This window comes from Dehalococcoidia bacterium (genome assembly GCA_035528575.1).
Classification (GTDB): Bacteria; Chloroflexota; Dehalococcoidia; order E44-bin15; family E44-bin15; genus DATKYK01.
The window spans coordinates 15,240-27,227 of record DATKYK010000004.1 but is presented as its reverse complement, the minus strand read 5'-3'; the positions used below and the strand labels follow the sequence as shown (position 1 = coordinate 27,227).

The following is an 11,988-nucleotide window of genomic DNA, read 5'->3' as shown; positions in this document are numbered from 1 at the left end:
TCCTACTTCGATGAAGGTGAGCGCTGCCACGACTGCCAAATCCTGAACATTGCCGGCAACTACCACCACTGGGGCTGCGACATGGAGCGGTGCCCGAAGTGCGGGCTGCAGCTGATCAGCTGCGACTGCTTCCAGGACATGAAGCTGGAAGTCACCAACATCCCGGATCTGGGCGGCCATCCCGAGGATATTAAAACACCGGTAAAGGAGGTAACGTGATGAGAATCTTCGTCTACCACGGTAGTATCGAAGACCTTGAGATATTCTCCTGTGAGGAAAGCGCCGAGAGGTCCCTGGTCGAGGATTTCCGCCGCGGCAAGATCAGCGACATCGACAACCTGGTCATCATCAAGGGCGAGAAGATTGAGCCAGAAGTCCTGATCTCGGTGTAACAAAAATAAAGAGTATTATTTCATGCCAGTAAGGAGGTAAAATATGAGTTTCAGAGTATTCTTTGCACTTTCAACGGGACTAAGCAAGCCGATTACTGCCACCCCTGGCACCAAGAAAGAAATATTGGAAAGGGTCGCCCTGACAGAGAAAGAGCTAGGGCTGGAAACAGAGCAGTATGGCTCAAATCCCAAGCACTGGAAAAGCACCAAGCCACGAGAAGGTATTTCAGATGAAACCTTCTGTGCCGTTGCCGAAGAACATAATCATTATGTGCGGTGGGTATATGACCGTTTCGGGCATTGGTCTGAGTCGCCGGTCAAAAATGGCGAGGTGATTACTCCGGAAGAATCAACAATATTCTGGCATGGGCTCCAGCTGATAGATGTCCCGCCGAGCCAGTGGACGGAAGAGTATTACAAGGCCCGCATGGAAGCGAATTACGAGGCGATGCGTGGTCGGGAATCAGAGGGGATTATTTTTGATGAAAAACCGCTAACACCCAGGCAAGCCGCGGTCGTAATCAGCCTATTCGCCTCATACCTCGATACCCACGACTTGCGGCTAGACGTTCCGAAAGACTGCGACAGGCTGGCAAGCCTCGCCGATGGCGGTTATGAATGGTGTGAAAAGTGCGGAGCCGTAACATACGAGCACGTAAAAAACTGTCGCAAAAAGAAATGCCCCGCAAGAGATGCTCTTGGTCTTGAAGAAGACGAGGAATAAAATAATCTACGTTATTTTTGAGGAGGTGAGGAACCTTGGGAGGGAAATGGCTCAAAACAGTGAAAGTCGACTTAGATGATTTCCCACCCGGTTGCCTGCATGATGGAGAGTGTCGGTATGAGCGAGAGGGCCCCATTCCAGAGGAGGATGATTTCTGCCCAGGGTGTGAGCAGGAGCACTACGAGTGCAGTGGTGAGGTTATGGACAAATTGGATAAAGAGGATTTTGATATCTGGGATATCATGCTGGTCAACCGACCCGGTCTCGGGCCAGATGAAGACCGCTTTTGGGAATGGGAGGTCTTAGTATCAAGGCGAAAATAATAACTATCTTATTTTGCAGGTCGAGGTGGAAGGCACAAGGTAATACACCTAGCGAAGGCGTCCCGCATTCTCTTTCTCTCCTGCTTAATTTCTACACTTATTAAGGCTGCAGCTTCTATGGGCTTGGTTTCTAGGGAATCGCACCCGAGCACCGCGCCCACGTGCTGGAAGCAATGATCCGCGATGCCAGAATCCCCCCGGAAGACGCGGACGCGGTGAGGGCTTGGGCCATCGAGAGCCCCCCCCACGAACCGGTACGATATCCATAACCTGATTACCCGGGCTGCCTCACACCTGATTGAGGAGCCAGAACAGGTGAGGCGTGCGCAGCGCACCGCGGCCGGTTACGCCGGAGACACCACCAACCCCCGCGAGTGCCCGATGTGCCATCACCGAAATTAAGTAGCGTGCTTCCCACTGCCGGCAGGCCTTGCTCACCCCTTGCGCCTGTTCCGTTAGTGGGGGGCTCCAGAAGGAGCAAAATGGAAACAATTACTACCGAAATAAAAGGTCGAAAATTCGAACTCGAACTCGAGCCGACGGTCTTCGAGATATGGAAGGAGCGAAACACCAAGGGTCACCACTGTGTCTGCTTCTCCTGGCTCCAAGAAACACAGTTCAGGAATATCGTGGCCCTCACCTTGCTCGTTTTTCATCTCGGCCCACCATGGTTCTTCTTCGGCACCGCCGTATTGGATAGAAATGAGACACCGGAGGAGGTGAAAGATGGCTAGATGCAAGGTTTGCCTACGTGAAATGACCGACCCCGATACCACCACCTGCACGGCCAGCATCCTGATAGTGGCGGACAAAGATGGTTATATCCGGGAGCGCTACTGGCGCAACAACTCCTACTTCGATGAAAATGAGCGCTGCCACGACTGCCAAATCCTGAACATGAAAGGCAACTACCACCACTGGGGATGCGACATGGAGCGGTGCCCCAAATGCGGACTGCAGCTGATCAGCTGCGACTGCTTCCAGGACATGAAGCTGGAAGTCACCAGCATCCCGGATCTGGGCGGCCATCCCGAGGATATTAAAACACCGGTAAAGGAGGTGGGATAAGCAAATGGTAGCCCAGTATATTATCGAGGACAGGGAAACCCGCTCTCTAAAAGAGTTCGCCGAAACCGCAATCGCCTTCCTGGAGAAGAGGAATGACTGCGACGAGGTGGTGCAGTTGGCCGACCACATAACCGAGCTGGAAAATGATAAGAAAACGGCGCCCCGGAACATACAGCCGCTGCCCGAGGGCTATGAGTACAACTTCTCCGGCACATTCGGCCAGGTGATCGGCATCGGCAGGACCGGAATAAGCCAGCTCCATAAAATACCTTAAACCTGAAAAAAATCGACGTTATTTTCACGGAAAGGAAGCTATGAAAAGAAGACCTATATTCGAGGTGAGGGATACCCTTGGGAAAGCAGACATGGCGCCAATGGCCCCGTTTCTTAAACATGAGTGGTGCACCTGTAAAAAGCCCGAATTCCTATGTTACCCAGAAGACGGTGCCTGTCCTTGCGGGGAATACAAGCACCATGTTCACTGCAAAAACTGCGGTGCCATATCCCAGACAGGATAAATATAATCAACGTTATTTTTGCGGAGGTGCGAATTGAAAATCTGTGAATATGAAAACGTGAAGTGCCCATTCTGCCAGGAAAACGAGAAACTTTCCGAAATGACCAAAGACTCCTTCGAGGGGAAAACACCCTACGTCGGTGTAGGGCCCCGGCACTTTATCAGGTGCGAGAGATGCTCTGGGGAGTTTGCTATCCCCTGCCAAGACTGAAAATGTGGAGGTGTAAATGATACTCAGGGAAGGGCAAGTCGTAGAGAAGGTAGCAGTCAAGGGCGCTGGAATCCACGCCAGAGACCTAGAATACACCGCGCTGCCGGAAACGAAGAAAAATAAGCAAAGAGGAGGAAGAAATGAAATTGCTTGTAGTCTGGAACGCTATATTAACAATCCTTCTAATCGTAGCACTGGCTAGTGGGGGCGGTACACGTGACCCAAGATATGACAATCTACATACACAAGTGGAAGCAAACAAAAATGCTATTGGGAGTTTGCATACACAGGTGGAAGCAAACCAAGAAATTACGAAAGGGGCGTTTATAGCGGTTGGGGAGACGCTTGTAGAGTTTGAGGAGTTTGTAAACCAGAACAGGGAAGCGATGGAAGCAAACCGAAATGCTATTGCGGAAATGGCAGCAATTGCAGCAGATACGTTTACAGCCAGCGGTGAGTACCAAGAATATCTCCGTAATTGCACGGAGTTGAACAGGGAAGCTATAATCCAGATAAGCGAATATTTAGAACAACAGGGTGGCGACATTGATGAGTTAAGGATACTGCTCCAAATCTTAGCAGGTCTGTAGGTGGTATGTTATCGAGGTTGATATCTGAACGGGCTTCTCCCGAAAAAGCGGAAAAATCCATGGTATAATCTGGTAGAGCTGGCCAGGGCAAAATCAGCACCAATTTAAGTACAAAACTGGTCTTAATCCGTACTAATTTTAGACTTAAATTAGTATCAAACAAGGAGGCATTATGAAATTAGAACAGAGGATTGAATTGCTGCACCGGTCCAGCCAGCGCCTTATGGATGCGCTCCAGGTAGAGCGGACAGTCGAGTGGTGGGGCTTCATGCGCCGCGAGTGCTGGGTCCATCTGAAACGCACGCTGGAGACTTGGTGGCTGGTACTCAGGGGAAAGGAATAGCAGCGACAATATTTACCTTATTTACCTTTTAGTATATTACTAATAGTAAGGGGACCGGGGATTCAAATCCCTGGTCCCCTTTTTTATCTTAGTTTCTACTTGGCACTATCAAGAAATATCTCTTCTCTACACAGGTACGGCTACCTCTTCTAGCTCCACATCCTTTGGTATAGAGATTCCGTCCTTTTGCAAAGATTCCAGATAGCCTTGGATGGCTTCCTTAACACGCTCCAGAGTTTCCTCTCTAGTCTTTCCTTGGGTACGACACCCGGGTAGAGCCGGCACACTCGCTACATAGCATTGCTCTTCCTCATCACGCTCTATGATAACTTTGTAAGAGACCATGGTTCCTTCTCACCCCCTCAATAACTTAATAAATTCCTCGACACTCAAACCAGCATCCTCCAATATTCCTTTAAGGAGCTTGGGTGCGATAATTTCTCCGGCATGCATCGGAATACATATCCTACCACTTGGTTTGTCCGAGTGCCTATAGTAGAAATGTGAGCCTCTGGAGTGATGCACATACCAGCCTGCCTTTAGTATAACTCGTTCCGCATCCTTGCCGGTGACTCTGGGTAACCTCCTCACACTGCTACCTCGTGCTCCTCGACCTTAGGCAACGGTAACTTCCGCTCCCTGAGGCTTTCTAAGTAGAGTTCTATAGCTTCCTTGATATTAGCCATAGCTTCTTCCTTGGTTTCCCCCTGGGAGACACAACCGGGCAGGCTGGGCACAGAGGCTGTATAACCCCCCTCCTCCTGCGATTCTAGGACTACCTTAAACTTCATCTTAACCTCCATGATATAGCCTTCTTGTATTATACCCCTTTGCCTTGGTAAGGAGAAGGGGTAACCTCACCACTTAGTCGCCCCTCTTACCGAACTCTTACCAAGGGAAGGTAGATTACCATTCACCACCCTGAAAAACGCCCAGATTTCGATTACAGGCTTGAGTTGGGTCGGCTACAAAAGAGAACTAGCTGACAAAGGGAGTCCTTTTTATGATTTCAAGAAGAGAGGCGTCGCCTCTATCATCACACTTTGCTCTCTTTGAAAAAGCTAAACTGTTTGGCCCCCTCAATACAGGCTGGCCTGTCATTGCAGTATCTAATGTTCTGCTGGCCCCCCAGGACCACCTGGCCATTAATCATGATGGGTTTTGAGAGAACAGAAATCTTATCGTCTGGCCTCTCTTCCCCGCAGACATGGCATTTCCAGCTGCTAAAAGCCTTTTTAGGGTCCATCGCCTATCTTCCACGTTATCCCTTTCATGAATCTTGCCTTCTTAATTGTTCTCAATCTCATGTGGGAGGGCCTCCCGGATAATGACAGTGCCATCTCTAGCCCGAGACAATATAGCCCCTCCAGGCAAAATTTCCTTCGTCACGCCGGCATCTCCTTCGAACTGTTTCTTAATGGCAATCAGCTGCTTCCAGACGCTATCCAGCACCTGCTGTGCCTGCGGGTTGGCCGTCATCACTATGGCCGTCAGGACGCCACACTGAAGAGCGTTTGCTTTAATAGCCCGATAATCCCAGCTCGGGTAAAGCTCAACCCAGTATGGCCGCTCTGCTTCGGGGACCATCAGCTCAAAGTCGTTGGTCACCAGCACCTCAATGGTCTCGAAACCACTGCCTTCTTTAGCCTTTTGGAGAAGCTTGTCCCGGCTTCCGACCTTGATAAACACTCCCATTTTAGGTTTCACCTCCTTCAAAGTATCCCCTTCAAGAAATTTTCCTCACCAAGAAGCCGGAACTGCTGTCTGATCCGCCAGGCCGTCCTTGCTCATTACTTCCTCTTCAACATGTCTATCAGAGGCCGTTTGAACCACCATCGGCATATCAGGTAGACAACAGCAAAGCCAATGGCAATACCGCCGCCAAAGGACAGAGCTGCGCCGCCCCAGATGTTTGGCTTAATCACCAAACCGACCACTGCTGTCCAGCCGCAGACGGATATTAGAATTATTGCCATCAGTGTTCCTGCACTCTTTAGCCTCTTCATATCTCTCACCTCATTAACCTCTCTTATATGCTAATGTTTTTGATCTCATCACACCCATCCCGCTTGGCTACAGTAAGCCCTTTTCTCCACCTTTCTTCATACGATTTTCCCTGACATTAACTCTGCCCCATCTCTTTTCCCAAAAGTATCAACTCCGCTTCGTACTCAGCACCTCTGCCGCAGATTTCCCAGAACTTCCTGCCAGCGAAGAAGTCAAATCCCAAGATGTCTTTCGGCTCCTGATGCTCATATATAGTGCCTCTCATATCGTCGGGTCCGGTAGCTCGTTTTCTAGGTACCATACCGATGATATCCAGTTTTATGGTCTCGAATACTTGCTGGACTTTCTTCGCTGCCTCTTCCTGTGTCCACTTCCCCACTACAGTCATGAAAAAATCGCCCTTATCCGTCTTGACGAGCCACATCCAATCTTTTACTTCATCCACAGCTACCCACTTTCTGCGTATACCACCAATTATACGTTATCCTCTCGCCCACTGAGGAATCGTCGTGCGCAGCCGACCCGGTAGAAAACAGTGATGTTCGTCAGAGCAGGTGTACTCCCTGCCACCAAAGAAGGGCTTCCCGCAGACGGAACATTTTTTCGGGCCTGGCCCCGGTTTTCCATTTGCGTCAGTCGTCATAGTCAAAAACTCAAAGGTTCTGTTAGTTGCCGACTATTCTTAAGTAGCCGATTATCTCGCCAGTTTCCACATGCCGGGCACTGAGGCAGGAAACCCCCGGAGCCGTACAACATTGAAACCTTGCCAAGATACCCTGTGCTGTTCAGCTCCCCAGGTTTGGTATCAAACTCTGTCCCACATTTGCTACATTTGGCCTTAAATAGTCCGTCTCTCATTCGCTTAACATCCTCATACATAACGACGTTCGGCTTCCTCTTGATATGCAACCTTGAAGGCTTCGAACTCATCTTTCTTCTTATATACGGTGATTCCTATAGCCTCGGCATCTCTTATGAAAGCCAATCGCATCTCCCACTGCAGAAAGGGCTCTTGGCGGACTATAAAAAAGCCATTTAGAGTTTCGTCGCTTATGAAGTTGATGTTTAGTCCCTTTACAGCCAGCCAATCTCTGAATTCTTGGGCTGTCGCTTCAGTAACCACATCCTTGTTCTCCGTGCCGAATCTGGCATAAATCCCGCTTTTCACCCTCACGATTTCCTTTCAGTTTAAACCTAGCGCGCGTTTAATCTTTTACTTAAATGAGTGCTCCCCACTCTTCTGGTGCTGCATCATCGCATCAAAGGATTCAGTGCTGAAACTACAGTCCATGCACTTATAAGCAGAAATATAAACCAATACCTCTTCAACTACCCCAGGGGGGTTTACCTCCTGTGGAATACCGAAGCTCATATCAACGCTGGTCCGCGGTGGCAGATCATACCCCTCAATGGTTTGTATATCTGCTCCCCGGGCTGTCCACTTTATGATGGCTTTTAATCTTTTGCTCATGGTTTTTTCTCGATTATTGGCTCGTCACCAATTTTCGCACCTGTCTATATAGATAGCAAATGTGCAGTCGTGAAATCAGAACGATAACGAACCAGGAGACCATAGTGAAAACTCTTATCTCCTCGGCAAATATGGTTGTTGCAAAGCTGACCGCAACCACCCCCACAAACAGGGGTTCAAAAAACTCCGGCCTTCGAGCCAAACGCAGCAGCCATCGCTGCCATCTAGGGCTCGGCCTGTAATTGGGGCAGTCATAGCAGTTCGGGGGCTCGGTGCAGTGTTTCTCGGATTTTTCCCTGGAGTACTTGCATGGCTCGCTTCTGCCGATCCGGTTCATCTCTTCAATAATAATTCCGCGGCCTATCTGCGTAGCCGCTTTCTCCAGAATCTGGGGAAACGCCCCCAAGAATCTCTTGTTGAATTCTTCAAAGAATTGACCCCCTGTCATGCCCGGGGGCGGAACGCCTTTGCTTTCCAGAATCAACTCAATCTCTCGCTGTATGTCGTCCATCTTCTCCTGTCCCCCTCCCGGCGATTAGAACTTTCCACCTATGATACTTCGTGTCCTGAGGTTGGCTTCCTCAATCGCCTTGATTTGAGGCAATGCCTCCTCCATGGTCCTGAACTTGGTGCGCCCGTGCTCCACGTGCAGCTCCCCGCCGCATACCCCACACCAACGGTTTAATGTCTCTTTGCTGAAAACTTTTCTCGACGTAGCTGCCCAGACCTCTACAGCCCATCTATCAATTTCCACAATCATATTCCCTTTTAATCATCCTTAATGCCAAGGCCTTTAAGATAGTCAATCGCATCTTGGACGGTTAATATCTTTTCGGCATCCTCGTCGGGTATATCAACCTTTACGGAGCCATTGCTAAACTCATCTTCGATTTCCATTATAAGCCGTACCAAATCCAGGGAATCGGCACCCAAGTCATCAACAAGTTTGGTTGAGGGTGTTATCTCTTCTTCTTCGACTCTAAGGAGTTCGACAATTATCTTCTTCAGACGCTCATAAACGGTTGCCACCAGTTTAAACCTCCGTTATAAACGTCATTAGATTACCAAGCAGGTTACCACTCTGGAAATGCCAGCAATGGAGTTGATTTTCCCGGTTATCAGATAGCCCACATCATTCAAGCTTTCCCCTTGTAAAATAGCGATAATGTCATAGGGCCCGGTTACAGTATCAACTGAAATTACTCCTTTTAGCTTGCTGAGAGACGTAACAACCTCACTGCTTTTACCCGCCGCTGTTACAATGAGAAGAAAGGCCTTTGCTGCCATCGTTTCCTCCTTATATGAACAAGCTATGTTTTAACTCGAAAATCAACGTACCGCCTAGCGACCGCGCAGTATCCCTTAACCTGACCGTTCCTGGCTATAGCTTTAACCTTCTGCTGGCAGGCGGGGCAGATGACCTGAACACAATCCGTCTTCACCGCTCCCCCGCCAATCAGCATGATGCTGGCGATGGCGGGCGGACTGCCGGTGATGGCGGGCGGACTGCTATCCGCTCTTTTATTCAAGGGCACGTTACCCTTGATGAAGTGCCCTTTGCTATCCCTACCTTGTGTCACTGCTCTTTTATTCCAGGGCGCGTTACCTTTAATGAAGTGCCCTTTGCTATCCCTACCTGCTATCATTGCGTACTCACCTCTCGAGGGGGATAATTCTTATATTGCGTATCTAGACGCCTCTTCTATCACCGCTTCGACTTTGGCGGCGATCTTAGCCATCTGGTAAATGAAGGCGTAACCTGCGGCAAATCCGGCAATAAAGCTTGGAATTAAGAACGCCCAATGTATCATTTCTCACATCCTCCTAATTGTCATTTGGAAAGGGCGGGATGCCACTTGCCCGATTACGGCTGAGGCACCACACGGGAGGGGGAGGAGGCTATTTAAGCCAGTGGGAATTGAACAGACCCCTGGCACCTCAGTTTCCCCTGGCAGAGCCCGCCAGTTATTCTATGTTATTACAGTAAGTGCTTTCTCCGACACCATATCATCAAGGGCCGAGTCAAAGGCTTCGATAGTCTGGTCAATGTCTTCCTCAGTGTGAGAGGCCGAAAGGACAAAAAATCTTGCCCCCATGGTTGCGACACCACGCTGAAGCAGATGAAGGCAGAGTTGTGCCTTAACGGGTGTCATTGCCGGGTTTATAATCTTCTGGACATCTTTGGTCGGTGGCAGGGTATTGTCAGACGGTTCGTAGTCAATCGGGCCAAGGTATAAATGGACAATAGTCCTGCCATAGAGGCGCCCGTTAATATTCCGCTTTCTCAGTACTTTGTTGCCTTCCTCTCGAAGATAAGCACCAATTTCCGCCGCTCTCTCTTGTGGCCCACCATCTAAGTAATGAGTGCAGGCAGCGACGCCAGCGGCACATTGAACTGGATTAGCATTCCAAGTTCCAGTATGATTGATGTGTTCCATGGGACGTTTTGGATCAAGTACACCCATAACGTCAGCCCGACCTACCACGGCGCCAACGGGAATGCCTCCCCCCACACACTTGCCCAAACTGGCTAGGTCAGGCTTGACGCCGACCCTCTCCTGCCATCCACCGCGGGACTCCCGGAAGCCGGTGACTACCTCATCAATAAGCCAGAGGGTACCATACCTTTTAGTCAAACTTGGCAGAGAACGGATGAAGTCAAAGTCCCACGGGAGCTGACCAGCCATAGTAGCACCGCCGCCTTCAGTCATAACGAGAGCATACTCTTCAGTCGCAAGTTCCCTTTCGACCCGGTCAAGGTCGTGCATAGGAACAAAGGTGACTTCAGGCATAAACGCACCTGCTGAACCGAGTGGTGCCACTTCGCCAGCCCATCCGTGAAAATTCTCCTCAAACCTCAGGATTTTAGTCCTGCCGGTGAAAGCTCGAGCAATCCTTATCGCCATAAGGTTAGCTTCCTGGCCGCAGGCGCACAGCTCGACTCTCTCCGCCACAGGCATCATACTCTTGACTAGCTCCGCCCATTTCACTTCCAATTCGTGGTTTTCACCGAAGTGGACACCCTTGGCCATTTGCTCCTGCACTGCTTTAACTACCTCCGGGTGGCTGTGACCCAGTATCAGGGCACCGTGTCCCATCACGTAACAGATGTACTCGCGGCCATCTATGTCCCACTTCCGAGACCCCCTGGCATGGGTGATGTAAGGTCTGAAAGGGTCCAAAATTCGAGCAACATGGGTAGCGCCATTGGCCACGAATAACTTAGTTGCCTCTTCATGTAGTCTCTCCGATTCAGGATGGGTCCTCTTATATTCCTCTACCAAACTCTCTTTAGTTAACATCTGCGCCTCCTATTTAATAATTTGTTCGCCCATCTAGGCACCCAGGGCTGAGACCACTGATAAATCCTTCATGGTCACTAGTCCTGGTGGGGCGTCTATAACCCGTTTAGCTGAGTTGACAACTATCGCTGCCGTAGCTATATCACCATGTGTACCTCCTTTAATAAGCACTTCCATATTGGGAGTCCCCTTTATGTACACCGCATCATAGGACTCGGGAGCACCAACCGACGCCTCGAACTCCAGGATTATTAGATTGTCTCCTGCCCTGATCCCTCTACCCACCTGTCTAACACCAGCTACCTGTCCCGGCTCCACGGTTACGAAATTGGTCCTCACCTGAGCCTTAGCAATTACAGGCTCAATGGTTTCGGTAATATCGTCTAACTTCCAGCCTAAACCGCTAGCAATCATCGCTATTGATTCAGCCAAGCCGACATGCCTTAAAGTCCCAGCAGCGACTCGCTCCATAAATTCGTCAAATGTACATCCGGCTCCTATCTTCTTCTGGAAGGGACCCCGGCGTGAAGAAGCATCCTGAACTCTGACTGCCCTGATTGCTTCGACTTCTTGACACACCCCGGTCATGAATAATGGCCAGCTATCCATAAGAAAACCGGGATTTATCCCAGTTCCCAGCACTGTAACACTGTTTGCTTTGGCCAGCTTATCGATTTCGGCCGAAAGTTGAGGTTCTTTGCGATACGGGTAACAGAGTTCCTCGCAAGTCGACGCCACATTCACGCCAGCCCTTATGCACTTCTCCAACTGCGGGTAAACGGCCTTCAGAGAAGATGACGTGGTAAGAAGAACAACATCAGGCCTAGTTTGAGATAAAACAGCGTCAACTTCATCAGAAATGCTGACCCCCAGTTTCTTGTTGAGGCCAGCAATTTCACCCAGATCACGTCCCACTAAGCTCTTGTCAATGTCGATGGCACCAACAATCTCAGTATCCGGCCTTTGTGAAGCAAGTCTAGCTACGCTACACCCGATAGGACCGCACCCGTATTGCACTACTTTAACTTTTGACATCATTT

General features: G+C 49.8%; 26 protein-coding genes. 10 read left to right on the top strand and 16 right to left on the bottom strand.

The features are described from left to right. The 10 genes from VMX96_00350 to VMX96_00305 form a co-directional block, all read left to right on the top strand. A partial coding sequence (locus VMX96_00350; protein ID HUU62366.1) for a hypothetical protein occupies positions 1 to 219 on the top strand: 219 nt, incomplete at its 5' end. Next, on the top strand, positions 219 to 392 hold the full coding sequence (locus VMX96_00345; protein ID HUU62365.1) for a hypothetical protein: 174 nt from the start codon (positions 219 to 221) through the stop codon (positions 390 to 392). The genes VMX96_00350 and VMX96_00345, both read left to right, overlap by 1 nt. 43 nt (positions 393 to 435) lie before the next feature. Beyond that, positions 436 to 1,116: a hypothetical protein gene (locus VMX96_00340; protein ID HUU62364.1), complete on the top strand. Its 681-nt coding sequence runs from the start codon at positions 436 to 438 to the stop codon at positions 1,114 to 1,116. A gap of 35 nt (positions 1,117 to 1,151) precedes the next feature. Next, a complete protein-coding gene (locus VMX96_00335; protein HUU62363.1) occupies positions 1,152 to 1,439 on the top strand; it encodes a hypothetical protein in 288 nt (95 codons plus the stop codon). Between the two features lie 482 nt (positions 1,440 to 1,921). Then, positions 1,922 to 2,173, top strand: a complete 252-nt coding sequence (locus VMX96_00330) for a hypothetical protein (GenBank protein HUU62362.1) — start codon at positions 1,922 to 1,924, stop codon at positions 2,171 to 2,173. Continuing rightward, positions 2,166 to 2,507, top strand: coding sequence for a hypothetical protein (locus tag VMX96_00325; GenBank protein ID HUU62361.1), 342 nt, complete (start codon positions 2,166 to 2,168; stop codon positions 2,505 to 2,507). Before VMX96_00330 ends, VMX96_00325 begins: the two co-directional genes overlap by 8 nt. A gap of 4 nt (positions 2,508 to 2,511) precedes the next feature. Beyond that, the gene (locus VMX96_00320) at positions 2,512 to 2,781 is read left to right on the top strand and encodes a hypothetical protein (GenBank protein HUU62360.1); all 270 of its coding nucleotides are present in this window, start codon (positions 2,512 to 2,514) and stop codon (positions 2,779 to 2,781) included. Between the two features lie 277 nt (positions 2,782 to 3,058). Then, positions 3,059 to 3,235 (top strand): hypothetical protein, encoded by a 177-nt coding sequence (locus VMX96_00315; protein ID HUU62359.1) that lies wholly within the window; start codon positions 3,059 to 3,061, stop codon positions 3,233 to 3,235. Between the two features lie 140 nt (positions 3,236 to 3,375). Then, positions 3,376 to 3,825: a hypothetical protein gene (locus VMX96_00310; protein ID HUU62358.1), complete on the top strand. Its 450-nt coding sequence runs from the start codon at positions 3,376 to 3,378 to the stop codon at positions 3,823 to 3,825. A 172-nt stretch (positions 3,826 to 3,997) separates the two neighbouring features. Beyond that, positions 3,998 to 4,168, top strand: a complete 171-nt coding sequence (locus VMX96_00305; protein HUU62357.1) for a hypothetical protein — start codon at positions 3,998 to 4,000, stop codon at positions 4,166 to 4,168. Between the two features lie 126 nt (positions 4,169 to 4,294). Here the strand turns inward: VMX96_00305 and VMX96_00300 are convergent, their stop codons facing one another. From VMX96_00300 to VMX96_00225, 16 genes are all read right to left on the bottom strand, one after another. Beyond that, positions 4,295 to 4,513, bottom strand: a complete 219-nt coding sequence (locus VMX96_00300) for a type II toxin-antitoxin system HicB family antitoxin (protein ID HUU62356.1) — start codon at positions 4,511 to 4,513, stop codon at positions 4,295 to 4,297. 242 nt (positions 4,514 to 4,755) lie between these two features. Beyond that, on the bottom strand, positions 4,756 to 4,959 hold the full coding sequence (locus tag VMX96_00295) for a type II toxin-antitoxin system HicB family antitoxin (GenBank protein ID HUU62355.1): 204 nt from the start codon (positions 4,957 to 4,959) through the stop codon (positions 4,756 to 4,758). A gap of 245 nt (positions 4,960 to 5,204) precedes the next feature. Further along, complete coding sequence (locus tag VMX96_00290; protein HUU62354.1) at positions 5,205 to 5,414, bottom strand: hypothetical protein; 210 nt, start codon at positions 5,412 to 5,414, stop codon at positions 5,205 to 5,207. A gap of 41 nt (positions 5,415 to 5,455) precedes the next feature. Further along, positions 5,456 to 5,863, bottom strand: coding sequence for a hypothetical protein (locus tag VMX96_00285; protein HUU62353.1), 408 nt, complete (start codon positions 5,861 to 5,863; stop codon positions 5,456 to 5,458). 95 nt (positions 5,864 to 5,958) lie between these two features. Beyond that, positions 5,959 to 6,174 (bottom strand): hypothetical protein, encoded by a 216-nt coding sequence (locus tag VMX96_00280; protein ID HUU62352.1) that lies wholly within the window; start codon positions 6,172 to 6,174, stop codon positions 5,959 to 5,961. Between the two features lie 116 nt (positions 6,175 to 6,290). Continuing rightward, a complete protein-coding gene (locus tag VMX96_00275) occupies positions 6,291 to 6,620 on the bottom strand; it encodes a hypothetical protein (GenBank protein ID HUU62351.1) in 330 nt (109 codons plus the stop codon). Positions 6,621 to 7,046: 426 nt separating this feature from the next. Continuing rightward, complete coding sequence (locus tag VMX96_00270) at positions 7,047 to 7,343, bottom strand: hypothetical protein (GenBank protein ID HUU62350.1); 297 nt, start codon at positions 7,341 to 7,343, stop codon at positions 7,047 to 7,049. A gap of 45 nt (positions 7,344 to 7,388) precedes the next feature. Then, on the bottom strand, positions 7,389 to 7,646 hold the full coding sequence (locus tag VMX96_00265) for a hypothetical protein (GenBank protein ID HUU62349.1): 258 nt from the start codon (positions 7,644 to 7,646) through the stop codon (positions 7,389 to 7,391). Between the two features lie 13 nt (positions 7,647 to 7,659). Next, entirely contained in the window at positions 7,660 to 8,157 is a 498-nt protein-coding gene (locus VMX96_00260; GenBank protein ID HUU62348.1) for a hypothetical protein, read from the bottom strand. A 24-nt stretch (positions 8,158 to 8,181) separates the two neighbouring features. Beyond that, complete coding sequence (locus tag VMX96_00255; protein HUU62347.1) at positions 8,182 to 8,406, bottom strand: hypothetical protein; 225 nt, start codon at positions 8,404 to 8,406, stop codon at positions 8,182 to 8,184. 8 nt (positions 8,407 to 8,414) lie between these two features. Further along, positions 8,415 to 8,675, bottom strand: a complete 261-nt coding sequence (locus tag VMX96_00250; GenBank protein HUU62346.1) for an acyl carrier protein — start codon at positions 8,673 to 8,675, stop codon at positions 8,415 to 8,417. Positions 8,676 to 8,702: 27 nt separating this feature from the next. Further along, entirely contained in the window at positions 8,703 to 8,933 is a 231-nt protein-coding gene (locus tag VMX96_00245; GenBank protein HUU62345.1) for an Lrp/AsnC ligand binding domain-containing protein, read from the bottom strand. Between the two features lie 23 nt (positions 8,934 to 8,956). After that, positions 8,957 to 9,292, bottom strand: a complete 336-nt coding sequence (locus VMX96_00240; GenBank protein HUU62344.1) for a hypothetical protein — start codon at positions 9,290 to 9,292, stop codon at positions 8,957 to 8,959. A gap of 30 nt (positions 9,293 to 9,322) precedes the next feature. After that, positions 9,323 to 9,457 carry a hypothetical protein gene (locus VMX96_00235; GenBank protein ID HUU62343.1) on the bottom strand — a complete coding sequence of 45 codons (135 nt, stop codon included), beginning with the start codon at positions 9,455 to 9,457 and terminating at the stop codon, positions 9,323 to 9,325. Positions 9,458 to 9,616: 159 nt separating this feature from the next. Further along, positions 9,617 to 10,948: an aminotransferase class III-fold pyridoxal phosphate-dependent enzyme gene (locus VMX96_00230; protein HUU62342.1), complete on the bottom strand. Its 1,332-nt coding sequence runs from the start codon at positions 10,946 to 10,948 to the stop codon at positions 9,617 to 9,619. A 33-nt stretch (positions 10,949 to 10,981) separates the two neighbouring features. Beyond that, complete coding sequence (locus tag VMX96_00225) at positions 10,982 to 11,986, bottom strand: dihydrodipicolinate reductase (protein ID HUU62341.1); 1,005 nt, start codon at positions 11,984 to 11,986, stop codon at positions 10,982 to 10,984. Between the last annotated feature and the right edge of the window lie 2 nt (positions 11,987 to 11,988).

Coding starts and splice junctions, on each gene's coding strand:
- VMX96_00345 (HUU62365.1), top strand. CDS start 219: ATGAGAATCTTCGTCTACCACGGTAGTATCGAAGACCTTGAGATATTC.
- VMX96_00340 (HUU62364.1), top strand. CDS start 436: ATGAGTTTCAGAGTATTCTTTGCACTTTCAACGGGACTAAGCAAGCCG.
- VMX96_00330 (HUU62362.1), top strand. CDS start 1,922: ATGGAAACAATTACTACCGAAATAAAAGGTCGAAAATTCGAACTCGAA.
- VMX96_00325 (HUU62361.1), top strand. CDS start 2,166: ATGGCTAGATGCAAGGTTTGCCTACGTGAAATGACCGACCCCGATACC.
- VMX96_00320 (HUU62360.1), top strand. CDS start 2,512: ATGGTAGCCCAGTATATTATCGAGGACAGGGAAACCCGCTCTCTAAAA.
- VMX96_00310 (HUU62358.1), top strand. CDS start 3,376: ATGAAATTGCTTGTAGTCTGGAACGCTATATTAACAATCCTTCTAATC.
- VMX96_00305 (HUU62357.1), top strand. CDS start 3,998: ATGAAATTAGAACAGAGGATTGAATTGCTGCACCGGTCCAGCCAGCGC.
- VMX96_00300 (HUU62356.1), bottom strand. CDS start 4,513: ATGGTCTCTTACAAAGTTATCATAGAGCGTGATGAGGAAGAGCAATGC.
- VMX96_00295 (HUU62355.1), bottom strand. CDS start 4,959: ATGAAGTTTAAGGTAGTCCTAGAATCGCAGGAGGAGGGGGGTTATACA.
- VMX96_00290 (HUU62354.1), bottom strand. CDS start 5,414: ATGGACCCTAAAAAGGCTTTTAGCAGCTGGAAATGCCATGTCTGCGGG.
- VMX96_00285 (HUU62353.1), bottom strand. CDS start 5,863: ATGGGAGTGTTTATCAAGGTCGGAAGCCGGGACAAGCTTCTCCAAAAG.
- VMX96_00280 (HUU62352.1), bottom strand. CDS start 6,174: ATGAAGAGGCTAAAGAGTGCAGGAACACTGATGGCAATAATTCTAATA.
- VMX96_00265 (HUU62349.1), bottom strand. CDS start 7,646: ATGAGCAAAAGATTAAAAGCCATCATAAAGTGGACAGCCCGGGGAGCA.
- VMX96_00260 (HUU62348.1), bottom strand. CDS start 8,157: ATGGACGACATACAGCGAGAGATTGAGTTGATTCTGGAAAGCAAAGGC.
- VMX96_00255 (HUU62347.1), bottom strand. CDS start 8,406: ATGATTGTGGAAATTGATAGATGGGCTGTAGAGGTCTGGGCAGCTACG.
- VMX96_00245 (HUU62345.1), bottom strand. CDS start 8,933: ATGGCAGCAAAGGCCTTTCTTCTCATTGTAACAGCGGCGGGTAAAAGC.
- VMX96_00240 (HUU62344.1), bottom strand. CDS start 9,292: ATGATAGCAGGTAGGGATAGCAAAGGGCACTTCATTAAAGGTAACGCG.
- VMX96_00235 (HUU62343.1), bottom strand. CDS start 9,457: ATGATACATTGGGCGTTCTTAATTCCAAGCTTTATTGCCGGATTTGCC.
- VMX96_00230 (HUU62342.1), bottom strand. CDS start 10,948: ATGTTAACTAAAGAGAGTTTGGTAGAGGAATATAAGAGGACCCATCCT.
- VMX96_00225 (HUU62341.1), bottom strand. CDS start 11,986: ATGATGTCAAAAGTTAAAGTAGTGCAATACGGGTGCGGTCCTATCGGG.